16 protein-coding genes are annotated in these 24285 nt (G+C 56.6%); 9 read left to right on the top strand and 7 right to left on the bottom strand.

Going from position 1 to position 24285, the window contains the following annotated elements; translation table 11 throughout:
* Positions 1-49: 49 nt before the first annotated feature.
* Entirely contained in the window at positions 50-544 is a 495-nt protein-coding gene (locus tag HNV11_RS07100) for a hypothetical protein (RefSeq protein ID WP_171739013.1), read from the bottom strand.
* A gap of 440 nt (positions 545-984) precedes the next feature.
* Between HNV11_RS07100 and HNV11_RS07095 the strand changes: the two genes are divergently transcribed.
* The 7 genes from HNV11_RS07095 to HNV11_RS07065 all read left to right on the top strand — a co-directional run bounded on the left by HNV11_RS07095 (position 985) and on the right by HNV11_RS07065 (position 11481).
* Entirely contained in the window at positions 985-3573 is a 2589-nt protein-coding gene (locus HNV11_RS07095) for a DUF11 domain-containing protein (RefSeq protein ID WP_240163815.1), read from the top strand.
* A 98-nt stretch (positions 3574-3671) separates the two neighbouring features.
* Positions 3672-4409, top strand: a complete 738-nt coding sequence (locus HNV11_RS07090; RefSeq protein ID WP_171739012.1) for a peptidase — start codon at positions 3672-3674, stop codon at positions 4407-4409.
* Between the two features lie 87 nt (positions 4410-4496).
* Positions 4497-5327: a transglutaminase family protein gene (locus HNV11_RS07085; protein WP_171739011.1), complete on the top strand. Its 831-nt coding sequence runs from the start codon at positions 4497-4499 to the stop codon at positions 5325-5327.
* A 132-nt stretch (positions 5328-5459) separates the two neighbouring features.
* Complete coding sequence (gene glmM / locus HNV11_RS07080) at positions 5460-6857, top strand: phosphoglucosamine mutase (RefSeq protein WP_171739010.1); 1398 nt, start codon at positions 5460-5462, stop codon at positions 6855-6857.
* A gap of 340 nt (positions 6858-7197) precedes the next feature.
* Positions 7198-7470 carry a hypothetical protein gene (locus HNV11_RS07075; protein WP_171739009.1) on the top strand — a complete coding sequence of 91 codons (273 nt, stop codon included), beginning with the start codon at positions 7198-7200 and terminating at the stop codon, positions 7468-7470.
* A gap of 28 nt (positions 7471-7498) precedes the next feature.
* Complete coding sequence (locus tag HNV11_RS07070) at positions 7499-9112, top strand: FAD-binding protein (protein ID WP_171739008.1); 1614 nt, start codon at positions 7499-7501, stop codon at positions 9110-9112.
* A gap of 32 nt (positions 9113-9144) precedes the next feature.
* Entirely contained in the window at positions 9145-11481 is a 2337-nt protein-coding gene (locus tag HNV11_RS07065; RefSeq protein WP_171739007.1) for a S8 family peptidase, read from the top strand.
* A 74-nt stretch (positions 11482-11555) separates the two neighbouring features.
* On the opposite strand, the gene guaA is transcribed toward HNV11_RS07065, so the two are convergent.
* The 3 genes from guaA to HNV11_RS07050 all read right to left on the bottom strand — a co-directional run bounded on the left by guaA (position 11556) and on the right by HNV11_RS07050 (position 16585).
* Positions 11556-13088 carry a glutamine-hydrolyzing GMP synthase gene (guaA, locus tag HNV11_RS07060; protein WP_171739006.1) on the bottom strand — a complete coding sequence of 511 codons (1533 nt, stop codon included), beginning with the start codon at positions 13086-13088 and terminating at the stop codon, positions 11556-11558.
* Between the two features lie 73 nt (positions 13089-13161).
* On the bottom strand, positions 13162-15222 hold the full coding sequence (locus HNV11_RS07055) for a sialate O-acetylesterase (protein WP_240163814.1): 2061 nt from the start codon (positions 15220-15222) through the stop codon (positions 13162-13164).
* Between the two features lie 103 nt (positions 15223-15325).
* Positions 15326-16585 carry an exo-beta-N-acetylmuramidase NamZ family protein gene (locus HNV11_RS07050; protein WP_240163813.1) on the bottom strand — a complete coding sequence of 420 codons (1260 nt, stop codon included), beginning with the start codon at positions 16583-16585 and terminating at the stop codon, positions 15326-15328.
* A gap of 197 nt (positions 16586-16782) precedes the next feature.
* Between HNV11_RS07050 and HNV11_RS07045 the strand changes: the two genes are divergently transcribed.
* A complete protein-coding gene (locus tag HNV11_RS07045; protein WP_171739004.1) occupies positions 16783-18009 on the top strand; it encodes an ABC transporter permease in 1227 nt (408 codons plus the stop codon).
* A gap of 3 nt (positions 18010-18012) precedes the next feature.
* On the opposite strand, the gene HNV11_RS07040 is transcribed toward HNV11_RS07045, so the two are convergent.
* Entirely contained in the window at positions 18013-18879 is an 867-nt protein-coding gene (locus HNV11_RS07040; RefSeq protein ID WP_171739003.1) for a TraB/GumN family protein, read from the bottom strand.
* Between the two features lie 196 nt (positions 18880-19075).
* Between HNV11_RS07040 and HNV11_RS07035 the strand changes: the two genes are divergently transcribed.
* Positions 19076-22447: a methylmalonyl-CoA mutase family protein gene (locus HNV11_RS07035; RefSeq protein ID WP_171739002.1), complete on the top strand. Its 3372-nt coding sequence runs from the start codon at positions 19076-19078 to the stop codon at positions 22445-22447.
* An 86-nt stretch (positions 22448-22533) separates the two neighbouring features.
* Here HNV11_RS07035 and HNV11_RS07030 read toward each other — a convergent pair whose 3' ends face one another.
* Positions 22534-23307: an SDR family NAD(P)-dependent oxidoreductase gene (locus HNV11_RS07030; RefSeq protein ID WP_171739001.1), complete on the bottom strand. Its 774-nt coding sequence runs from the start codon at positions 23305-23307 to the stop codon at positions 22534-22536.
* Positions 23308-23383: 76 nt separating this feature from the next.
* A complete protein-coding gene (kduI, locus tag HNV11_RS07025) occupies positions 23384-24268 on the bottom strand; it encodes a 5-dehydro-4-deoxy-D-glucuronate isomerase (RefSeq protein ID WP_171739000.1) in 885 nt (294 codons plus the stop codon).
* Between the last annotated feature and the right edge of the window lie 17 nt (positions 24269-24285).

The following is a 24285-nucleotide window of genomic DNA, read 5'->3' as shown; positions in this document are numbered from 1 at the left end:
CGAACAAATAACAAACCCGGCCGTTTACGCGCCGGGTTGCTATAAATGGTCAATAAAACAGGCCCCAGTCGTCCGGAGCATCGTTGTCTTTATCAAAGCTGTTGACCCATTCAACAAACAGCAGCCGGAACTGCTCAATTTCATCGCGCAGAACGTTCAGATAGGCCGTTTGAGCCAGCTTTTCGGCTTTGCAGTAGGAGGTCTGAGCCAGCAGTTCGCGAGCGTGCATTTTAATGATCACGGCGTTCTCCATGCGCAGCGTGTAGAGGTCACCCCCTTCTGCCCCAACGATTTTGGGCGGCAGCATCATGGCATTCGCCAGCATCTGCTCGTGCATCATCAACACGTCATCTTCCTTATTGATGGTTTCGACGATGGCCTGCGTCAGCTCCATGATTTCATTGGCTTTGCGCAGGATGGGCAGGTTTTTGATACGTCGGTTTTCAGCCTCCATTTCAGCACGAGTCTCCTCCGGATCATCATCCTCGTCGAAGCCATCCCAGTCCATGAAGCTATCGTCGTCGTCCTCGTCGTCAAAGTTCATCACAAATCGCTGAAGGGGTACAATCCTTCGTATTGACAAAGTAACACAATCGTTTAGCAAAAACAAACCCTTATCCGCGAAAACTACTAGCCGCGTATCAAACTGATCGTCAACGTAACCGACGGCTTTCTTCGGTCTCTTGTACCATCCTGTCCAGTCCCGAAATGAGCATCTCAACCCCAGGCCAGAGAATTCAGCTTTTACTTATTCTCTGCCTGCTGTAGTTATCCGGAAGTCGTCAGCGATATCGACTCGCACCAGGAGTGTTACGCATTCAAGCTATCAGCTCACAACTTTTGTTTCCATTCGCCTTCTATTTACTATTATCCCATATCAATTACTTATACGGTAGGAAATATTAATTTTTCTAATATTAATAAATTTTTACTTTGCAAACTAAATGTACTTTCCGATAGCTATATAGTCTACTTAACCTTCTTATGACTTCCACTGTACAGAAAACGGCCGTCTTCAGCGCGGTTCTCTGGTTATGTTCTGCGGTTGCGGCCCTTGCTCAACTCGACGTTACGTATCCGGTCGAGCGGATGATTGTGCAGCGTGATAACAACAACCAGGCGACCGTACAGATTGCGGGCAGTTATGCCCAGGATCTCGACGTTGTTGAGGCCCGCGTAGTAGCCCGAACTGCGGGTCAGGGTACCAGCACCAACTGGACTTTGATTAAGGCCAAGCCTACCAACGGGCAGTTTACCGGCACGCTGACCGTGCGTGGAGGCTGGTATCGGGTCGAAGTGCGGGGACTGCGTAACGGACAGGTTGTGGCATCGGATGCCATTGAACGGTTCGGCGTGGGCGAGGTCTTCGCCATTGTCGGTCACTCCAACGCCCAGGGGTCAAGCTGCATCATTGACGGTGTCGATAATTGCCCCACGATGGACGGCGCTGCCGACGACCGGGTTACGGTCGTGCCTGTTGACCAGAGTACGCCCGAATTCAGGCAGTACGAAAACACCGCCGACACGCGCTACCTGCCGGGTCTGACTTTTAACCAGTTAGCTACATTCAGCGGTATCTCGCCGTTCGCCAAAGTGGCCTGGTTCTGGGGCCGCATGGGCGATGTACTGGTGCAGCGCATCAACGTACCGGTGCTGATTTACAATGCGGGCTTTGGCGGTACCAACATGGAGCATAATTACAAGGCCGCCTACGACATTCCGTTCGAACACGGCTTCTGCCGCTACGACCTACGGATGCCGTTCGTGAACCTGCGCAACCTGATGAACCTGTACGTTGGCTCAACGGGCATCCGGGCGGTCATTCTCAACCACGGCGAAAACGACCGGGGCAACCCAACCGACCTCATCGTAACGCACCATTACGGGGTCATCGACAAAGCCCGGCAGGAATTCAACAAGCCAAACCTGGCCTGGATCATTGCCCTGTCGTCGTTTGTCAGCGGCCCGTTTGATAACGTCCGCTCGGCCCAGTTGCAGGTTATCAACCGATCCAACTACCAGACCTACCAGGGACCTGACCTCGACAACATCAGCTCCCGCGAAGACCGGCCCGATGGCATTCACTATTCCCCTTCGGGTCAGCGAAAAGCCGGTGAACTATGGGCCAACGCCATCACTGATGATTTTCTCCGGACGGTACAGCCGTATCTGGCTCAGCAGCAGCCCCTGACGAGCGTTGCCTGCGCCACGGACAACCAGTTGACGCTCACGCAGCCCGCCGGGTATGAATACACCTGGAACACGGGCAGCAGCGACCAGAGCCTGACCGTAGGCGCGGGCACTTATTCGGCCCGACTGCGCAACCCGCAGAAACAGGTAGTTTTTCCACCGGCCGTAACCGTACCGACTGGTGTTCAGCCCGACTTTCCGACCATTACCGCCAATGGCCCCGGCACGTACTGCCAGCCCGGCAAGCTTATCCTGGAGTCTAGCCACACCGGGCAAAACCTCTGGAACACCGGCGTAACCAGCGCTACGCTGGCAGTAGCGGGTACGGGCACCTACTCCGTTCAGGCGCGGGGGGCGGCTTACGGTTGTCTGTCGGAGCCGTCCTATTTTACGGTTTCTGCAGCCGGAACGGATTTATCGCTGGCCTTACGGGCCAGTCGACGGATCGTCAGCCGGGGCGATACCGTAACCTTCATCATCACCGTTCGGAACGAGGGCGCCTGCGAATCAGGCGCGGTAACGATTCAGAACCGGCTGCCACCCAACCTGACGTTTGTGTCGTCGGCTGATCTAACGGTGGCCGATAGCATCGTAACCGGGAACGTAACGAATATTCCGGTAGGACAATCCGTTACCCGTCGGTACGTTGCCCGGCTGACGGCGGCCGGTGCCTATCAGAATGCCGCCCAGCTAACGGCGCAGGCTGGCCGCGACCCCGACAGCCAGCCCAATTCCGGCACCGGCGACGGTCAGGACGACGCCATGATGGTGCATCTGCGGACGCTCAATACCGATTCGCTTCGCCTGTTTGCCTCGCCCAATCCCCTGCAAACGACGCTGCCGCCCGTACGCGGGAATCAACCCGTTATGGATGGCACAAAAGCAGATCTGAGCCTGACGATGCACGCCAGCCGGCAATACGTCAGGGCTGGCCAGAAGGTCACCATTACGCTGCTGGTCCGCAACCGGGGTGCTCAGACGGCCACGAATGTTACTCTGCAGAATGATCTGCCGACCGGTTTGCAATTCTCATCGTCGGCATCAGGCATGACAGTTACCGGCTCGGTCGTCAGCGGTACTATTGCTCAGCTTGCCTCCGGACAGGAAGCGAAACTATCGTTTGTCGCTACGGTGACTAGCAGCGGTTCGCTTACCAATGCAGCGCAGATCAGCAGCGTCGACCAGCCTGATCCCGACAGTAAACCCGGTAACGGTACTACCAACGGTGAAGACGACACGGCCCGGCTGACCCTCCGCACCAACGGCACATCGGCCGCGCGGAGGGCCGCATCAGATAAGCCACCTGCAACCCCGGCGCAACCCATGGCCATTGGCTCAGCCGATTCCGTACCGCATCGATTTTGGAGGGGCAGCGAAAAGTAAATAATCACGTTTTTTGAGAAAAGCAGAGGGTATACCAAACAAAAACGGGGGCAACCTGTATATTTGTTGGGTATACCACCTGCTTTTGCACGTTTAAAATGACGTATTGTTTAGGAATCAAGGTCGCGTCGGGCTTGGTTGCCATCGCCGATACGCGGCTGACCTCCGGCACCGAAGTCTCGTCGAATCGAAAAATTTCGGTTCACGAAGTTGAAAACCACTCCCTGTTCATCATGACCTCGGGTTTGCGCTCCGTGCGCGACAAGGCCATTACGTATTTTAAGGAAGTGCTTGCCGAGCAGGATCGTTCGTTCAACAAACTTTACAAAGCCGTCAATGCCTTCGGCGAGCAGGTCAAACGCGTTGCTCAGGAAGACAAAGCATCCATCATGGCCAACGGCCTGAATTTCAACCTGAACGCCATTGTTGGTGGACAGTTGGAAGACGATGATGAGCATAAACTCTTTCTGCTGTACCCGGAAGGCAACTGGGTCGAGGTAGACCAGGGTGCTCCGTTCAAGATTATCGGTAATTCAGGTTACGGCAAGCCCCTGCTGTTCCGGAACCTATCGTATGATACCAGCCTGCCAGATGCCCTGAAGATTGGCTTTCTGGCTTTCGACGCGACCCGCGTCAGCGCCAACGACGTAGACTACCCACTGGATGTCGTGGTGTACCCGAAAGATTCCTTTCACATGACCGAATATCGGCTGGAGAAAGACGATATGGACGAGGTATCTCACCAGTGGAGCGCACTGCTCAGTAACTCGGTCCGAAAACTGCCTACGTATTGGATGGACCCCATTTTCGATAAGGTGCGTTCCGTGAAGCATTAACTCTGTTCGATTCAGCGGGCCAATACGGGTCATTCTTCCAGGGATGGCCGCTTTGGCTCTACGTATTGTACGTACTCAACCATACTTATGCACCTTCATGTTCGGCACGAATCCGAATACACGTACGATTTTCCCGTCGCGCTCGGCCCACAAACGCTGTACCTGTATCCCAGGATGTACCCTTACCAGCGTTTGCTCGATTATCAACTGACGATTGATCCGAAGCCGTCGCGCGTTGTTCGAAATATTGACGTGGAAGGGAATGTGCAGCAGCTGGTGTATTTCGATCATCCAACGAAGCACCTCTGCGTAACGGCCGAGATGCAGCTCCAGTCCGACGAGTTCAATTCGTTCGACTTTGTGCTGTTCCCCTTCGAGACTCAGATGGTGCCGTTTCGTTACCCAAAGTCGGTTGAGGATATATTACAGCCCTACCTGGAGCGTATTGGCGTTACTCCGCGCGTTGATGACTGGGCCCGGCAGATTGCAGCCAGTGCCAGTTGGCAGACAACCGGCTTCCTGACGACCCTGAACCAGAAAATCCGGGAGTTTACGTATGAAATCCGGGAACTCGGCGCACCTTTTCCGCCGGAGCAGACCCTGATCCTACGGAGAGGCTCGTGCCGCGATTACACGACCCTGTTCATTGCCGCCTGCCGGAGCCTGGGCATTGGCGCCCGCTTCGTCAGTGGCTACCTGTTCGGTAATCCGCAGCAGGAACACCAGCTCCATGCCTGGGCGGAGGTGTATCTGCCCGGTGCCGGCTGGCGGGGTTTCGATCCTACCGAAGGCTCGGTGGTTGTTAATCGGCATGTTTTTCTGACCTCAACGGCAAAACCCGAACTGGCGGCCCCCATCAGTGGTACGTTTGTGGGGCAGGCCAATTCAACGCTGCGGTCAGAGTTAACCTTTCTGTAAGGAATATATATAACGCGGGCAAAGCGCACACGAACACAAAGTTTTTCCGGGCTAAGCGGCTCACCGGCTTGCCCCGTGCTGCCTGCCCCGTATCTTTGTAGACTTATCAAATTCTTTTACCTGACCCATCACGTGGCATTAATCAAGTCTATTTCTGGAATTCGGGGAACGATTGGCGGGCGCAGCGGAGACGGACTGACACCCCTGGATGTGGTAAAGTTTACGGCCGCATTTGGCCAGTGGCTCCGGCAGCGAAACCCTGACCAACAAACCGTTGTCATTGGGCGCGATGGTCGGCTATCGGGCGAAATGGTTTCCAAACTGGTAGCGGCTACGCTGCAGGGACTTGGCCTGAACGTCATTGATCTGGGCCTTTCAACAACCCCAACCGTTGAACTGGCGGTAGCGGGCGAAAACGCTGCGGGCGGGATTATCCTCACGGCCAGCCACAACCCCATTCAATGGAACGCCCTGAAACTGCTGAACGAAACCGGCGAGTTTATTTCCGCCCAGGACGGTGCCGATGTGCTGGCTATTGCCCATACCGAATCGTTTGAGTTTGCCGAAGTTCGAAAACTTGGCCAGTACCGCACCGATACAACCTGGCTGCAGAAACACATCGACCAGATTCTGGCCCTGCCGCTGGTTGACCGCGAAGCCATCGCGAAGCGCAACTTCCGGATTGTGGTGGACGCTGTCAACTCCACGGGTGGTCTGGCGGTGCCCATGCTGCTGGAAGCCCTGGGTATAGAACAGATCTCGAAACTGCACTGCGAACCAACGGGCAATTTTGCCCACAACCCGGAGCCCTTGCCCGAAAACCTCCGCGACATCATCAAGGAGATGGAAAAAGGTAATGCCGATCTGGGAATTGTGGTGGACCCCGACGTAGACCGTCTGGCGCTCATCTGTGAGGATGGCTCCCCGTTCGGTGAAGAATACACGCTGGTGGCCGTTGCGGATTACGTTCTGAAAAATGGAAATGTCGGGAACACGGTTTCGAACCTGTCGAGTACGGTAGCCCTGCGCGACGTAACGCAGAAGCACGGCGGTAAGCATTACGCATCGGCCGTGGGTGAGGTCAACGTCGTGGAAATGATGAAAGAGCAGAACGCGGTTATCGGCGGAGAAGGCAACGGCGGGATTATCTACCCCGACCTGCACCACGGCCGCGACGCGCTGGTAGGTATCGCCCTCTTTCTGAGCCACCTGGCCAGGTCGGGCAAGTCGGCCTCCATGCTGCGCCGGACGTATCCGAACTACTACATCTCCAAAAACAAGATTGAACTCACGCCCGACATCGACGTAGACGCCGTGCTGCAGCGAATTCAAACCAAGTATGCCCGCAACCCCATCAGCACCGTCGACGGCGTGAAGATTGAGTTCGACAAGGAGTGGGTTCACCTGCGTAAATCGAACACTGAGCCGATTATCCGCATCTATTCCGAATCGGACACGCTGGCTACTGCCGACCACCTCGCCGGGAAGATCATCAGCGACATTCGGGAAGTAATTGCCGAGAAGCGCTAACGTAATCTCAGTAACAACAGAACGGGGAGCAGGACATATCGTCCTGCTCCCCGTTCTGTTGTTACACCATTTGCGGCTGGCCAGCATTCAAGCGTCTGGTTGCCAGACAACCCCGCTACCTCTCCCAGCCCACCGTTACCTAAACCTACCTACCGATTCCTCAATGAGTTAGCCAGCGTGTTGGCGCCGGACCTTTCTTTCCCGACTGATAAGGCATAAGGTTCTCAAGCCCATGATTACAGACTGCTACTCCCTCCTATCCACTCGTGCCCGGTGTCGACAAATTGGGCTAATGCTGCTGACAAGTCTGGCTCTGCCCGGTTGCATAACCACGCGGATCATGACCGAACCCGACTGCTGCACACCTGCCAACGTCTCTTACTCGCAGACGACCGTAACGGCCTACTTCTGGGGTCTGAAGCAGCCAACCGACATTCAGCCCCACTGCGATTCGCTCTGTAATCCCGGTCGTCGCTTCAACCACCTGAACGGCGTGACGGTAAAGTCAACCTTCGGCCATTATCTGCTGGCGACGGTTACGCTCGGCATGGTAAACCGGCGGCACGTTCGCTGGTGCTGTGCGCCGTACGTCCCCCCAACCGATTCCATCTGATTGTTTCCACGCCCAACGCCCTGCGACCATGAGCCTTCCTAACGGACTCCAGCGGTTACCGATCTCGGAACTAACCAACCGCCACGAAAACTTCACGCAGCCGCTTCTGCCCGGCAATTCGTTCAAGCTCACCATTCCGAGCGGGCTACCCGACAGCAAATCGGAGTATCGGCAGACGACCGCCAATTTTCAGTGGCTCATCCAGCACGCCATTGATCAGAACATCCGCCTGCGGGCCATCGGCAAGAACTGGTCGTTCACCAGAGTTGGCGTTACGAACGGGGGGATGGTCGATACCGACGCGCTGATGCAGACGTTCGCCATCCGCCAGGGGTCGGTTGCGCCCGAATACCTCGCAGCAGGGAAGTCGCCGGAGAACCTGTTTTTTGCTGAATGCGGCACAACGATTCACATTCTGGAGCAACTGCTCGAAGGACGGAATAAATCCATCCGGGCATCGGGAGCCAGTAACGGGCAAACCATCGCCGGGGCTACCTCCACCGGTACGCATGGCGCGGCATTCGATCTCGGCTCTGTCCACGATACCATTGTTGGTCTGCATATTGTTTGTGGTCCCCAGAAGCATGTCTGGCTGGAGCGCGCATCCTATCCGGTAGCTTCCCGGCAATTTACCGATGTACTGGGCGTAACGGAGGTGCTGCGCGACGACGCCCTCTTCAACGCGGCCGTCGTGAGTTTTGGCTCGTTCGGATTCATTCACGGGATTATGCTCGAAATCTCGGACCTATTCTGGCTCAAGTCCTACAGTGCGAAGAGTGTGCCGTACACGACCGAGCTGAAAAAAGCCATGACCCACTGCGACTTTTCGGGCATCGCTCAGGCACTTGGTCTGCCCCTGGCCACGCCGGACGCCGAACCGTATCATTTTCAGCTGATCGTTAATCCGCACCAGCTCGATCTGACCGGAGCCAATCCGGAACGGGGACCATTTGCACGCATTTTATACCGGTACCGCGCGAAGCCCTCCGGTGCCCTGCCGCCCCCGCTCAAACCCGGCTTTACGTATGGCGACGATACGATGGGGCTGATTCAGACGCTTCTAGACAGATTAAAGCCCAAAAAATCGGTACCGGCCCTGGTCAATCTACTGTACCCGCAGGCGCTGGAAGATACTGACGGCTGGATCGGCACCATGAGCGATTTCTTTGGTAACACCAACATTCGCGGTAAAGCATCCAGCGCAGCGATTGGCATCAACGCGACCGATAGCCCCCGGGTGCTGGAAGAAATCGCGGCTCTCAACGCCCAATCGGCGTATCCAGGCGTGCTGGGTCTGCGCTGGGTGAAGCAAACGGCCGCTACGCTGGGGTTCACCCGGTTTCCAATTACGTGCGTTCTGGAACTCGACGGCATCGATTCAAAACTGACCAACGAGTTTCTCGAACGCACCTGGAATCGGCTCGACGCGCTGGACATTCCCTTTACGATGCACTGGGGCAAGATCAACTTTGGCCTTAGCGAACAGCGCGTCCGGCGCATGTATGGCGAGCCGAACATAGATGCCTGGCTCATGGCGCGTCAGCAGCTACTGGACGCGCCCACCCGGGCGGTATTTACCAACGAGTTCATGGAGAAATGCGGCCTGAACCGGGAGTTAGTGCTCGACAGTCCGATTGTCTAATGATCAATTTTTGTTTCTAAACCTCTTATCCAATGGAAAAAGAATTGGAGTATATGCGCCGGAATCACCCCGAAATTCTGGCCGCGGAGCCGCCTTACGTAGCGGTTCGGTTCGCGCCCGACGTAAAGCTGACCTACGACGATGACGGTGTCAAACAGCTTACCGAACGGCAGTTTGCTCCCCTGAAACGCCTGACCACCAGGTTTCCGGGTCTTCGCATGACCCGCCTATATCAGGCTCTGCCCCCTGATAAACTAGGCGACCTTGTGAAGCGCGCGCAGGAGGTCGACGAGACCTACCGGCCGGGGCCGCTGTTCAGCTATTTCAAGGTTGAATACGACGATCCGGCTCAGTTACCCGCCATCGCCAAAGAGATGCAGCGCTGGAAAGAGGTAGAGCATGCCACCGTTTACGTACCTGCCCCGTCGCCATTCGTCAACGCAGCCGACGATGTGCGGGCGGTTAATCAGACTTACCTTGATGCGGCCCCGGGTGGCATTGATGCCCGTTACGCCTGGAATTTCGTGGGTGGTGACGGACAGGGCCAGCGCCTGATTGACATCGAACGCGGCTGGACTTTTAATCACGAAGACCTGGTGGCGCATGCGAGCCTTACCAACCTGAACGGATCCATTCTGGACGCCGACCGCGGGCACGGCACGTCGGTACTGGGCGAAATCTGCGCCGTTGATAACGCCATCGGCTGCGTCGGAATTACGCCCCACATTGCCAGCGTACGCGGCTCCTCCTTTTCGGGCAGTACTCAGCAGGATGCCATTCTCGTTGCCGTAGCCAACTTATCGTTTGGCGATGTTATCCTGCTCGAAGCCCAGAACTGGGTACCCGGTATCCCGATGATGCTGGGGCCGATTGAGGTGCTGGATGCGGCCTACGAGGCCATCCGGCTGGCAACGGCGCTGGGCATTATCGTCGTAGAAGCAGGCGGAAACGGTACTAACAACGGTTCTACGCCCCCGTTTGCGCTGGACACCTATGTTTCGCCGGGTGGCGACGCGATTCTGAATCCTGGCGGAGCAGGCTTCCGGGATTCGGGCGCCATCATTGTCAGTGCCGCGACCTCGGCGGCTCCGCACACCCGCATGCCCTGGGCTCCCCACGGTCAGCGAATTGACAACTACGCCTGGGGCCAAAACATCAATACCCTTAACTCAGACAGCAGCGGGGCAACCAACCTCTACAGCACGAGTTTTGGCGGTACGTCGGGGGCATCGCCCATGATCACCGGCGCGGCCCTGTCTATCAACGGCATTGCTGAAGCTAACCTGGGTTTCCGGTTTGGGCCTCGTCAGATGCGGACCATTTTACGTAATCCGGCCACCGGCACGGCTCCTGCCGCTACCGAAACGTCGCAGATTAGCGTAATGCCTAATCTGCGCCAGATTATTGGCAATCTGCTGATGAACGTTGCACCAGACGTATATGTGCGTGATTTTGTGGGTGATACGGGCAATTCCCATTCAGGAGCGATCTCGGCCAGCCCCGACATTATCGTTCGGCCAGCTGCCGAGGCAAATCCACAGGCGGCTTTTGGCGAAGGCAGCGGCACCGAAAACAGCAACACCCTCGGCAGCCGTGTGGTGGCGTCTACCGATCATTTTATTTACGTTCGCATGCGCAACCGGGGCGGTTCGGCTGCAACGAACGTACAGGCAACTGTGTACTGGTCGCCACCGGCTTCGCTCGTCACCCCTGATTTGTGGACGCTGGCCGGATCGGTCAACCTGCCAACCGTACCCAATGGCAGCCAGCTGACTGTATCGGATGCCATCACCTGGCCTGCCGCCAGCATACCGCCGGTTGGGCATTACTGTTATGTTGGCCTTATTGGAAACGCTCTTGACCCGGCTCCTACCCCAGTTGATTTCCTAAACTGGAACAATTTCCAGCTGTTTATCCGCAATAACAATAACGTAACCTGGCGAAACTTCAACGTCGTCAGCGCTGAGCCCGGCCCCGATGCACCGCTACCGGATTTTGTCGCCCTACCGTTCTTGCTGGTGGGCGCGCCCGACAAAGCCCGGGCGTTCGATATTACCATTGAAGGAAAACTGCCCGAAGGGGCGCGGCTGCTGTTCCAGATGCCGATTGATCTGTTCCGGCAGGCCCGTCAGTTTTTGCCGAAAGCAGAGCTTATTAATCGTCAGGAAGCCCGGGCTCAACTGAACCCCTTCCAGCAAACCCTGCTGAAAGGCATGAAACTGCCGGCCAAGTACCGGGGCAAATGTCAGTTATTGCTGCACATTCCAAAAGAGCTGCGCAAGCGGCCGTTCCAGCTTATGCTTAGTCAATATTACCGGAAGCAGCAGGTGGGCGGACTTACGTGGCAAACCGGCGCCCGAAGGCTGTAACCCGGAGCGTTAAAAACAAACTGCCCGACGTAGGATGTCGGGCAGTTTGAACAAAAGTTTGCCATTAACCAGCCTTATTCCCACTCAATGGTAGCAGGTGGCTTAGAGGAAATATCGTATACAACGCGGTTGACGCCCTTGACCCGGTTGATGATTTCGTTCGAGATATTGGCGAGGAATTCGTAGGGCAGATGCGCCCAGTCGGCCGTCATGCCGTCAACGCTCGTTACAGCCCGCAGCGCCACAACGCGCTCATAGGTCCGCTCGTCGCCCATGACGCCTACCGACTGCACCGGCAGCAGCATGGCGCCCGCCTGCCAGACTTTATCGTACAGGCCCTCGCGCTTCAGCCCTTCAATAAACAGGGCGTCGACCTGCTGCAGAATCTGAACTTTCTCAGGCGTAATGTCGCCCAGAATCCGGATCGCCAGACCGGGGCCGGGGAATGGATGCCGACCCAGAATCGCTTCGGGCAAACCGAGCGTCCGGCCAACGGCCCGCACCTCGTCTTTGAAGAGCGTATTGAGCGGCTCCACCACCTTCAGCTTCATGAAGTCGGGCAGGCCACCCACGTTATGGTGCGATTTAATCGTTGCCGATGGTCCTTTTACCGAAACCGATTCAATCACGTCGGGGTAGATGGTTCCCTGCCCCAGCCACGATACGCCCTCAATCAAATGAGCCTCGTGGTCGAAAACGTCGATAAAGGTTTTACCTATGGCTTTACGCTTGGCCTCCGGGTCCGACAGACCGGTGAGTGCCGTATAAAACCGATCTTTTGCGTCAACGCCTTTTACGTTCAGACCCAGCGTCCGGTACGATTCGAGGACGTCCTCAAACTCGTTTTTCCGCAGCACGCCGTTGTCCACGAAAATGCAGTACAGATTTTTGCCGATGGCCTGGTGAATAAGCATGGCCGCCACCGATGAATCGACCCCGCCCGATAGCCCCAGGACCACCTTATCATCGCCGAGTTTCTGCTTCAGCTGCGCCACGGTCGTTTCCACGAACGACTCGGCGGTCCAGTCCTGCGAACAGCCGCAGATGTCGACTACGAAGTTTTTCAGAAGGGTTTTGCCCTGAATCGAGTGCGTTACTTCGGGGTGGAACTGAATGCCATAGGTCGGCTCGCCATCCACCTGAAAAGCGGCTACTTTCACCGTATCGGTCGATGCAATGACCTTGAAATTTTCCGGAACGCTCGTGATGGTGTCGGCGTGCGACATCCAGACCTGCGAATGCGGGTCAATGCCGTGCATCAGCGGACTCTCTGTCTCAACAGTACCTAGTTTAGCCCGGCCATACTCCCGGATAGCCGATGCCTGCACTTCGCCCCCGCTGGTATGCGCCAGCAGCTGTGCGCCGTAACACACGCCCAGAACGGGCATTTTATGCCGGAACGCGGCCAGATGCACTTCCGGCGCATCGGCGTCGCGAACCGACGACGGACTGCCGGACAGGATAATGCCTTTAACGTCGGCAGAGATAGGAGGCAGGTGATTGTAAGGATGGATTTCGCAATAGACGTTCAGTTCGCGCACCCGACGGGCAATGAGCTGGGTGTACTGTGAACCGAAATCCAGAATCAGAATTTGTTCTGTGGCCATGGATTGGTCTCTAAAATGCAAAGTTAGGGCATTTTTTCGATTCACTCGCCTAAACTGTGCCGTAGTCGGCTCATCAGCGACTCACCACCAGTCGGCAGCGCACCCCACCCAAGCGGTGCTGCATGGTCAGTATATAAACGCCGGTGGGCAAGTCAGCCACCGAAAATCTGACTGATGTTGCGCCCGCGCTGATCCGTTCCGTCCGGTGAAGAACTACCAATCCGGCCTCGCTGGTTAAGGTAAGCGCAACCGCGTCGCCATACCAGTCCAGCGGCAGCCGCACCCAGACCTGGTCGCTGGCGGGATTCGGGTACACCAGCGTAGCAGGGCCGAAGATGGTATCCGACACCAGCGGCCGGGGTTCCTCCACGGCCAGCACCAGTTGCAGCGATGCCGACACCACGGGCGAATAAGCGGCTTCGGCCTGCCGACCTACCGACCGAACCCGGTAGCGGTACACAGCTCCAAGTTGCAGGGAGTCTTTCTGTCCCGAACGCCGAAGGTCCTCGTACTGCTTCGCAGAGCCGGGTACACGAGCCAGCAGTTTGAATATCCCGCTTGAGTCGGCCCGCTCAATCAGCCACTGTTCAACGTCAGGAGTCGTCTCGCTCCAGGCTAGTTGAATGGCGCTGGTATCAATCGGAATAGCCCGCAGATCGGCGGCTACGGGCAGGGGGGCGGCAATGGAGACCTGATGGAACGTCAGCGCCCGCATTCCCCTCTGATTCTGAATCACCGGTCCGGTGTAAAAACCCACCGGCGAATCGCGGTACGACGATGGCAGGTATGTCAGATGCCGCGCATTGACCGATTTATTCAGTTTAAGAATCAGCCGGTTACCCTGCTCCGTTACGGATTTCAGCAGGCCAGTTTCACCATTCGGGTAATCGGTATAGATGTAGTTGTTAAGCGACTGCGTAAAAAGACCGCCATTAGCGGGACTTAGCAGGATGGTGTCCATCGGCCAGTGCATGACCTGCCCCGGCTCAAACTCAAGCGTAATCTCGCTCTGATCGGGCGTGCTGTAAAAAATACGCCGGACGTTCGGCGACTGAATGTTGCTGGTGTCCGTAGAACCGTAAAAATCCCGGGCGACGAGCCGATAGAGCTCGGCCCCAAACTGCCGGTAACCAGCCTCGCCGTAATGAAGGCCCTGATAGGCAGGCAAGCCCACCGTTGCGATAGACACGTTATCCGGAAACAGCTCATTGGAACGCCGTTGATAATCGCGCAGCGCCCCCGCCCGCACCGATGCATCGGTCAGCAGGTTAATCTGCGTATGATAGACCCGCTTCAGGTTGGGATAGTCCTGTTTCCAGTAGCTATACAACTGCGGATACAGACGCGCATAATCGTCCGGGTTACCGGCGGCCTCGGCTTCGCCCTGCCGCCAGATCATTGTCTGCACCTGATTGGCGACGCCCGCTCTCCGTACCCGGTAGAGCAGCCGACCGTAGAGCGTATTGAGGTTATCGGGCTGCCCAGCGTCGCGGGTTGTGTGGTTATACAGGCTCGTTGAGCCCGCAGCCCCATTGATAACCGCCGTTGGAATTCCCTGCTGCTGGCAGATCAGCCGCTGCAACTCAACACCCCACAGGCTATTGATCCCCTCGCTGGTATTAGTCAGGCACCAGGCCGTGTCGGCGGGATTATAGGGTTTGTCGCCCTGATTGACCCCGAACGTCCGGCAGAACTCGTTCCGGTAGGCGTTGGTATCGAATCGGCCAATGGCGTTCGACTGGCCCATGATCAGGTACACGTCGCCACAAACGATGCTGTCGCGCCCGGCCACCTGTACCGAATCCCCCGCCGACGAATGGGCAAACAACCGAAAGCTATATTCAGCCAGTTCGGCCTTAATAAGGGGACTGAACGCAAACGAGCCGGTCAGGGAATCAGGACTCGTGCGGGCGTACTGCTGACGCTGCTGATTCCGGTACACCACCAGCGAAATGGCCGTTACGGTCTTCGCCGGAACGCGACCGGAAATGGCAACATTACACTGGCTGGTGGTCGGATTCCGTTGATAAAGCTGCAGCCGGGCGGGCCATTCGCGCAGCGTGACCACCGCCTGCCCCCAGCCCGGAACAGCCGCCATACCGGCGAAAACAAGCGTAAAAACGAATAGTCTCACAGAATTACGGTATGAAACAAAGACAAACATACCGGCTTCTAGCTTCAGATTACTGGTGACACTCAAAAAACAGCTGCACTAATCAGAGCAGAGGACAACGGCCCTATGGATATAAGACGTATTTTTTGCGTTTTAGTTTATAGGCATTCAGGGCGGGCTGCCAGCTTCTGCGTATTTTTTCTTCCGAAATGCCCAGTTTCAACTGCATCCGCAGCTGATCGCTGCCGTAGAGCTTGTCAATAAAGTTACTAGCCAAGATAAACTTGTCTTTGTTAGCGGCTTTGTTGTAAAAATCAACCAGGTATCTCAGGGTAAACCCCTGCCGACGAGCGTCAATACCGGACAGATCGAGACCGTAGCAAAGCTGCCCTTCGTTGGGTGGGTTTACAGCCCCCGGCTTGTCTACGGGCGTAAACTGAAAAGGACCATTTTTGGGATTCGGCGAACCAATGACCTGAAACTGTTTGTCGGTGCCTCGCCCGACGCTGACCACCGTCCCCTCGAACAGACACAGCGACGGGTAGAGCAGGATGGCCTGAGTATTGGGCAGATTAGGCGAGGGCGGCACGGGCAGGTCGTAGGGGGTCTGGTGGGTGTAGTTCTTGACCGGCACTACGGTCAGCTGCGCCGTTTTACTCCCACTCAGCCAGCCTTCTCCGTTAATCATCCGGGCCAGTTCGCCCACCGTCAGGCCGTGTACAATGGGTATGGGGTGCATGCCGACGAACGACTTGAATTTCGGGTCGAGGACGGGGCCGTCTACGTAATGCCCGTTGGGATTGGGCCGGTCGAGTAGAATCAGCGGTTTATTCGTTTCGGCGCAGGCTTCCATCACGTAATGAAGCGTGCTGATATAGGTATAGAACCGAACGCCAACGTCCTGAATATCAAACACCACGACATCCAGCGAATCGAGCTGGGCGGGCGTTGGTTTCAGATTTTTGCCGTAGAGCGAGATGATATTGATGCCCGTTTGGGGGTCGCGGCTGCTGGCAACTTTCTCGCCCGCGCTGGCCTGCCCCCGGAAACCGTGTTCAGGCGCGAAGATCGTTTTGATCGTTACCCCCAGCGTTTTCAGGCTATCCACGATATGCGTCTGGTTGATAACCGACGTCTGGTTCACCACCATCCCGACGCGCCTGCCCTGCAGGGCGGGCAGATACAGCGCCGTCTGGCTCGCCCCGGTCTGAATGGACGATTGACCATTACGGCTGGTCTGGGCCACCGCCTGCGTCGATAGCCATCCGGCCGTAATGAGATAGAACGTAATGCCCGCCACCAAAAAACTCTTTGTTCGCGCAGACGACCAGGAGCATGAAAAGCGGTTATCAGACCAATAGGACAGCATAGGAATTGGTTTCATGAAATCGCAAACCGGACGTACCGGGTACGACGGCTGGTGGCAAAGGTACGCTGAAGCGCCCAAAAACCGGCGGAATGCCCGACCAAGCTCCCGCAACTCCCAAACACCCCCCCCGTGACCCCGATAGTTCTGCTTATTTTTTGCAAAGTTCGCCGGCTTGTCCGTTAGCTTTGTAACGTATTTAAACCGCTATTTTATTGAACGTCCCGGTTTTTCTTGCCCGTAAGGTGCGCCACGCGCCCGAAGGAAGTTTCTCGGCCACCGTTACGCGCGTGGGGGTTATCAGCATCGCGCTGGGTCTGGCGATCCTGATTGTGGCGTTTGCCGTGCTGTTCGGTTTCAAACAAACCATCCAGCAGAAGATTTTTCTGTTTGGTGCCCACCTGCAGGTAGCCAAGTTTACCAACAATATGTCCTACGAAGAGTCGCCCCTGGCGCTCAATACGGAGCTTTACCGCGAGCGGGGACGGATTCCCGGCGTTCGGCACATACAGGCGGTGGGCATTAAAGCCGGTATCCTGAAAACGAAAGACGAGTTATCGGGCGTAGTGCTCAAAGGCGTAGGCCGGGATTACGACTGGGACCTGCTGCGGGAATCACTCGTAGCCGGAACCGTGCCGACGGTCGGGGCCGATACGGGTAACGGTTCTACGCAACTGCTGATTAGTCAGTACATGGCCAATCAGTTGCAGGTAAAGGTGGGGCAAAGCATCCCGCTGTATTTTCTGGGCAACCCGCCCCGCGCCCGTAAAATGACCATTGTGGGTATCTACGAAACCGGTCTGGAAGAGTTCGACAAAACCATTGCGCTGGGCGACATCCGGCTCGTTCAGCGCCTGAATAACTGGGGCCCCGATTCGGTGGGGAGCTACGAGATTTTCGTCAATGACTTCAAGCAGCTCGAAGCCACGGCCTCAAACGTATTCGACCGGATGACGCCCGATATGCGGCTGACCCGCGTAACGGATCAGTACCGCCCGCTGTTCGACTGGATGGTGCTGCTCGACCGGAACATGGTCATTCTTCTGTTCCTGATTACGTTCGTTGCCTCGTTCAACATGGTGTCGGTCCTGCTGGTCTTGATGATGGAACGTACGCCTATGATCGGTCTGCTGAAAGCCTTGGGCGGCTCGGACTCGCTGATCCGGCGCATGTTTGTGTACGTCGGCCTGAACATGGTCGGCTGGGGGCTGCTGATCGGCAACGTCGTCGGACTGGGGCTGTGTTTCCTGCAGGATCGGTATAAGCTGATTCCGCTCGACGCCAAGAACTATTTCATGAACTACGTGCCCATCGTCTGGGACTGGCCGACGATTCTGGCGCTCAATGGCGCGGCCGTCGTTCTGATTGCCCTGGTGCTGTGGCTGCCGACGTTCATCATCAACCGGATTCAGCCGGTGAAGGCGCTGGCGTTTAAAAAGTAAAACCTACTGAATCGGCGTTACGGTATAGCCTTTCTGACGCAGCAGGTTGATGATGCCTTTCCCGGTGCCCAGATGGCCCGCCCCGAAGGCAAAAAACGTTGGCTTTTCTTTAGCCGCTTTCTCGATGACCGGAATCCAGTTGGCGTTACGCTCGCCGAGCAGGCTATCCTCAAACTGGCTGAAATCACCCCCGCTGAACTGGCTATCCTTGGTCAACTGCATCAGCTTAGTGAGGTCGTGCGCTTTGTACGCGTCCAGCAAAGCCGTGAATTCCTTCTTAGCTTCGTCGGGCTTGCGAGCCATATCGACCAGGGCGCTAAGCTGTTCGCGAAGAGGAATTTTATCCAGTGCCGCCATTTCGGCCTCGAGCGATTCGAGCCCCCGAACTTCTTTTTTGTCGTTGGCAGCCATCTGCGCAAACACCACATCGTAGGGCTGGGGCTGGCAGGGCAGCAGGGTCGTGTACAGCAGCGACATCAGATACAGGGGCTTCATTGTGTTGAAAGGCGCGAGGCCCGTATTCATCGTCTTTTTCAGATAGCCATCCAGCAGTTCGTACTCCTCGGGCTTAAGCAGAGTCTTCAGAGTTTTACCGTCGGTCATCATCACCGACTTCATCATCTGCCCCATCAGGGCCGGATCGTCCATATCGAGTTCCAGATACACCTGCTGCGCATCGCCAATGGCGTTTTTCAGCGCGTCGGTGATCCTCAGGTCATCCGGGCACACCAGGTGGAACGTACCGTACAGATACGAGGGTTTGTCCAGCCCCGGACCCGTTACTTTATAAAGCAGGGCCTTATCCTGCGCGCTGGTTCCGCTGGTTCCCAAACCAATCAGCAGCAAGGCGGCCGTAATCAGGTTTTTCATGATACCGTGTTGTTTCTGTTATTCGTTAAGACAAAGCTAGAGGTTTGTCCGGTTGGATCGCCACAAATTAGATAGTCTCTGCGTTGCCCCCTATCCATAACGATTGGACATGGATAAAACGGGTTGTGCTTAAGTTCGTACCTTTGTCTGATTTCAGGATATGACATCAACAAACGAATAATCTCTTGACCTTCGTATGATTGCTCAACCCGCCAAACCCGAACCACCGACCAGTCCGGCCTGGCAGCATAAAATCCGTATCGTTACGGCCGCTTCGCTGTTTGATGGTCACGACGCGGCCATTAACCTGATGCGCCGGCTGATGCAGGCATCGGGCGCGGAGGTGATTCACCTTGGTCACAACCGCTCGGTAGCCGAAATTGTGGACTGCGCCATTCAGGAAGACGTGCAGGGCATCGCCGTAACGAGCTACCAGGGTGGTCACGTGGAGTTTTTCAAATATATGTATGACCTGCTCAACGAGCGGGGTGCGGGTCATATCAGGATTTTCGGGGGCGGGGGCGGCACGATTCTTCCCTCAGAGATTAAAGAACTGCACGCTTACGGCATCACCCGCATCTATAGCCCCGACGACGGCCGGGCGATGGGGTTGCAGGGCATGATCGATGATCTGCTCCGTCAGTGCGACTTTCCCGTTCGGCTTGACGACCGGAACGCGCCAATCGCTACGCTGCCCGAAACAAAAGACACGAACCTGATTGCCCGGCTCATCACCACCGCCGAAAACGACCCGGATGCCTACCAAACCTGTAAAGTCTCAAAGACTTTGCAGGTTTCAGCGGTAACAGCCCCCCCCGTCCTGGGTATTACCGGCACCGGTGGCGCGGGCAAGTCCTCACTCGTCGATGAGCTGGTGCTTCGGTTCCTGCGGACGTATCCGGACAAGACGCTGGCCATTATTTCTGTCGACCCCTCGAAACGGAAAACGGGCGGGGCGCTTCTCGGCGACCGTATCCGGATGAACGCTATTCATAACCACAACGGTGGCCCGGCCCGCGTGTATATGCGCTCACTGGCGACGCGGCAGTCGAATCTGGCCCTGAGCCGGCACGTACAGGATGCGATCGATGTCTGCAAGGCGGCCCGGTTCGACCTGATTGTTGTCGAAACATCGGGTATCGGGCAGTCGGACACGGAAATCACCGAACATGCCGACAAGACGCTCTACGTCATGACCGCCGAGTATGGCGCGGCTACGCAGCTCGAAAAGATCGACATGCTCGACTTTGCCGACGTAATTGCCATCAATAAATTCGACAAGCGCGGTTCGCTGGACGCTCTGCGTGACGTTCGGAAACAGTATCGCCGTAATCACAATCTCTGGGACGTGCCCGACGAGGAACTGCCCATTCTGGGTGCCATTGCCTCGCAGTTTAACGACGCGGGCATGAACGCCCTGTTCGACCAGTTGATGCAGCGCATCGGGCTGGGCGGGACCGAAGTTTCAACTCAATCGGCGGGCTCCAGACCCCAGGCGATTATCCCTGCTGATCGGGTACGGTATCTGGCTGAAATCGTCGAGGAAAGCCGGCGCTACGATGCGTTTGTCAGCGAGCAAACAACCCTGGCGCGGCAATTGTACCAGATTGATGGAACGTTGAAAGCCCTGCCGGACGGCCCGCTAAAGCACGAGCTACAGCAACTGTATACCGAGCGCAAAAACCGGCTTTCGAGCGATTGCCGGGCGTTGCTGCAGCAGTGGCCGGATATGCAGAAACGCTACACCGCCGAGTTTTACGAGTTTAAGGTACGCGACCGGGTTATTCGGCAGCCGCTCTATTCCGAAACCTTATCGCACCTGAAAATTCCGAAGGTCAGTCTGCCCAGGTACCACGACTGGGGCGATATCCTGCGCTGGCTGCTGACCGAGAACGTACCGGGCGAGTTTCCGTTTGCGGCCGGGGTATTTCCACTCAAGCGCGAAGGCGAAGACCCGACCCGTATGTTCGCGGGTGAGGGCGGCCCTGAACGCACCAACCGCCGGTTCCATTACGTCTCGAAAAACATGCCCGCTAAGCGGCTGTCGACGGCCTTCGACTCGGTTACGCTCTATGGCGAGGACCCGGCCATGCGGCCCGACATTTTCGGCAAGGTGGGCAATTCGGGCGTCAGCATCTGTACGCTCGACGACGCCAAGAAACTGTATTCCGGCTTTGACCTCTGCGATCCGGCCACGTCGGTATCCATGACCATCAACGGCCCCGCGCCCATGCTGCTGGCCTTTTTCCTGAATGCAGCCATCGACCAGCAGTGCGAGAAATGGTTAAGGGCGCAGGGCATGGAGCAAGGGGAAAAGGGTGGCGAGTCCCCCCAAGCCCCCAGCTATCAGGGCGAATTACCCGAAGGCAACGACGGACTGGGCCTGATGCTGCTCGGTACAACGGGCGATAAGATTCTGCCCCGCGAGGTATATGAGCAGATTAAAGCTGATACGTTACGTAAGGTGCGCGGCACCGTGCAGGCCGATATCCTGAAGGAAGATCAGGCGCAGAACACCTGCATTTTCTCGACCGAATTTGCCCTGAAAATGATGGGCGACATTCAGCAGTATTTCACCGACAACCGGGTGCAGAACTTCTATTCGGTTTCCATTTCGGGCTATCACATCGCCGAAGCGGGGGCCAACCCCATTTCGCAGCTGGCCTTTACGCTCTCCAATGGGTTTACGTTCGTGGAATACTACCTCAGCCGGGGCATGAACGTAGACGATTTTGCACCCAACCTGTCGTTCTTTTTCTCGAACGGCATGGACCCCGAATACACGGTGCTGGGCCGGGTCGCGCGCCGAATCTGGGCGAAGGCGATGAAGCATAAATACAGGGCCAACGACCGGTCGCAGAAGCTCAAGTACCACATTCAGACCTCGGGACGGAGCCTGCATGCGCAGGAGATCGCCTTCAACGACATCCGCACTACTTTGCAGGCCCTGCTGGCGATTTACGACAACACGAACTCGTTGCATACCAACGCCTATGACGAAGCCATTACGACCCCAACCGAAGAATCGGTCCGCCGGGCCATGGCGATTCAGCTGATTATTAACCGCGAGTTTGGCCTGACAAAAAATGAAAACCCGCTGCAAGGGTCGTTCGTCGTCGAAGAGCTGACCGATCTGGTCGAAGAAGCGGTGTATCAGGAATTTCTGGCGATCAATGAGCGCGGAGGAGTGCTGGGTGCCATGGAGCGGATGTACCAGCGCAGCAAGATTCAGGAAGAGTCGATGTACTACGAGACGCTGAAGCATAACGGGCAGTTGCCCATTGTTGGCGTCAATACGTTCCTCGACCCAAATGGCTCACCGACCACCGTTCCGGGCGAGGTGATCCGCTCGACGGACGAAGAAAAACGCTACCAGGTGGAAAGTTGCCGCGCGTTTCAGGAACGGCATACCGAGGCAGCCGAGCTTGCCCTAAAAGACTTACAGGCTACGGCACTCGCTAACGGCAACCTGTTTGAGAGTCTCATGGAAGCCGCCAAAGTATGCTCGCTGGGCCAGTTGTCGAACGCGCTCTACGCCGTAGGCGGACAGTACCGGCGGAATATGTAACAACGGAATAGAAAACAGCCCGTTTTTTTGGCCTGCAAACACGTTATGCAGGCCAAAAACGGGCTGTCTCTTTATCAGCTACTCCATCAACGGCCCATCCAGCCGCCGTCAACGGTCAGGATCGTGCCGTGGACGTATTTAGCCGCGTCGGAAGCCAGGAAAACGGCGGGGCCTTTGAAATCGTCCGACTCACCCCAGCGGTTGGCGGGAATCCGGCTCAGGATGGCCTGACTGCGGGCGGGGTCGGCCCGCAGGGCTTCGGTATTGTCGGTAGCGATATAGCCGGGAGCTATGGCGTTTACGTTCACCCCCTGCCCGGCCCACTCATTGGCGAAGGCTTTGACCAGGCTTCCAATGGCTCCTTTGCTGGCCGCATAACCCGGCACGTTGATACCGCCCTGAAATGTCAGCAGCGAGGCCGTAAAGATTACCTTGCCGCTCCCCCGCGCGACCATGTCCCGGCCAATCTCACGCGTCAGCACAAACTGGGCCGTCTGGTTGATGGCAATCACCTCATCCCAGTATTCGTCCGGGTGTTCGGCGGCTGGTTTGCGCAGGATCGTACCGGCATTGTTTACCAGAATGTCGATGACCGGGTGCGCCTGCTTCACCTGTTCGATGAACGCATAGAGTGCGTCCCGTTTGCCAAAATCGGCTTGGTAGGCGACGAACTGACGTCCCCGGGCCTCAATGGCCCTGGCGACGTCGCTGCCTTCGCGCTCGAGATTGGCCGATACGCCGATAATGTCGGCCCCTGCTTCGGCTAAGGCTTCGGCCATGGCTTTACCAATGCCGCGTTTGCAGCCGGTTACCAGGGCGACCTTGCCCGCCAGGGAGAATGTATTTAAGACTAAATCCATGCTTGATTGCTATTGAAAAAGAACTTATTGCCCGGATGGAATGAGCCTCCCAGGCAATATAATCGAGACCCGCGCCTTACTTCAGATCCGAGATAGCGCAGAAATCCATGTCGCCGTAATCGAGGTTTTCGCCAGCCATACCCCAGATGAAGGTGTAATTCGACGTACCGGCTCCGGCATGAATCGACCAGTTGGGCGAGATCACGGCCTGCTCGTTCTGCATCCAGATGTGGCGGGTTTCCTGCGGCTGCCCCATGAAATGACAGACGGCCTGCCCCTCAGGCACCTCAAAATAGAAGTAAACTTCCATGCGCCTGTCGTGGGTGTGGGCGGGCATCGTGTTCCAGACACTCCCGGTTTTCAGTTCGGTCATGCCCATCTGTAACTGGCAGGTAGGCAGGACTTTGTTGATCAGCATCTGGTTAATGGTGCGGTTGTTGGCCGTTTCCGGACTGCCCATCTCCAGCTTGTTGGCCTCGGCCCGCGACACTTTCCGGGTTGGATAGTTCGTATGCGCGGGGGTTGAGTTGAGGTAAAACTTGGCCGGTGTATTGGCATCGAGCGACATGAACTGCACGTTCTGCGTCCCCTGCCCGATATAGAGCGCTTCTTTATAGTCCAGATCGTAGGTGACGCCGTCCGCCACTACCCGGCCTGCTCCACCCACATTGATCATGCCCAGCTCCCGGCGTTCCAGAAAGTAAGTGGCCTTGAGCTGCTCGGGCGCTTCGAGCGCCAACGGGCCGGATACGGGCATGACGCCCCCCGTCAGGTAGCGATCGAAGAAAGTGAGCGTCCAGCTAAACTGGTCGGGCACGAATAGCTTCTCAATTAGAAAATTCTGCCGAAGCTGGTCGGTGGTCATGCCTTTGACTTCATTGGGCGAGCTGGCGTAGCGGCTCTCAAACGACAAATGGCTGTCGGTCTGGTCGGTTGTGCGTGTGTTCGGTTCGGCTTGCATAGCTTTTTGGTTCAGAC

It is taken from the genome of Spirosoma taeanense (assembly GCF_013127955.1).
GTDB lineage: Bacteria > Bacteroidota > Bacteroidia > Cytophagales > Spirosomataceae > Spirosoma > Spirosoma taeanense.
This window is presented reverse-complemented; position numbering and strand designations above follow the sequence as displayed.

What these genes read in the sequence shown, in the direction of transcription:
- HNV11_RS07030 (WP_171739001.1), bottom strand. Translation starts at nt 23,307, where the DNA reads ATGGATTTAGTCTTAAATACATTCTCCCTGGCGGGCAAGGTCGCCCTG.
- kduI (WP_171739000.1), bottom strand. Translation starts at nt 24,268, where the DNA reads ATGCAAGCCGAACCGAACACACGCACAACCGACCAGACCGACAGCCAT.
- HNV11_RS07035 (WP_171739002.1), top strand. Translation starts at nt 19,076, where the DNA reads ATGATTGCTCAACCCGCCAAACCCGAACCACCGACCAGTCCGGCCTGG.
- HNV11_RS07090 (WP_171739012.1), top strand. Translation starts at nt 3,672, where the DNA reads ATGACGTATTGTTTAGGAATCAAGGTCGCGTCGGGCTTGGTTGCCATC.
- HNV11_RS07095 (WP_240163815.1), top strand. Translation starts at nt 985, where the DNA reads ATGACTTCCACTGTACAGAAAACGGCCGTCTTCAGCGCGGTTCTCTGG.
- HNV11_RS07075 (WP_171739009.1), top strand. Translation starts at nt 7,198, where the DNA reads ATGACCGAACCCGACTGCTGCACACCTGCCAACGTCTCTTACTCGCAG.
- HNV11_RS07100 (WP_171739013.1), bottom strand. Translation starts at nt 544, where the DNA reads ATGAACTTTGACGACGAGGACGACGACGATAGCTTCATGGACTGGGAT.
- guaA (WP_171739006.1), bottom strand. Translation starts at nt 13,088, where the DNA reads ATGGCCACAGAACAAATTCTGATTCTGGATTTCGGTTCACAGTACACC.
- HNV11_RS07065 (WP_171739007.1), top strand. Translation starts at nt 9,145, where the DNA reads ATGGAAAAAGAATTGGAGTATATGCGCCGGAATCACCCCGAAATTCTG.
- HNV11_RS07085 (WP_171739011.1), top strand. Translation starts at nt 4,497, where the DNA reads ATGCACCTTCATGTTCGGCACGAATCCGAATACACGTACGATTTTCCC.
- HNV11_RS07050 (WP_240163813.1), bottom strand. Translation starts at nt 16,585, where the DNA reads ATGAAACCAATTCCTATGCTGTCCTATTGGTCTGATAACCGCTTTTCA.
- HNV11_RS07040 (WP_171739003.1), bottom strand. Translation starts at nt 18,879, where the DNA reads ATGAAAAACCTGATTACGGCCGCCTTGCTGCTGATTGGTTTGGGAACC.
- HNV11_RS07070 (WP_171739008.1), top strand. Translation starts at nt 7,499, where the DNA reads ATGAGCCTTCCTAACGGACTCCAGCGGTTACCGATCTCGGAACTAACC.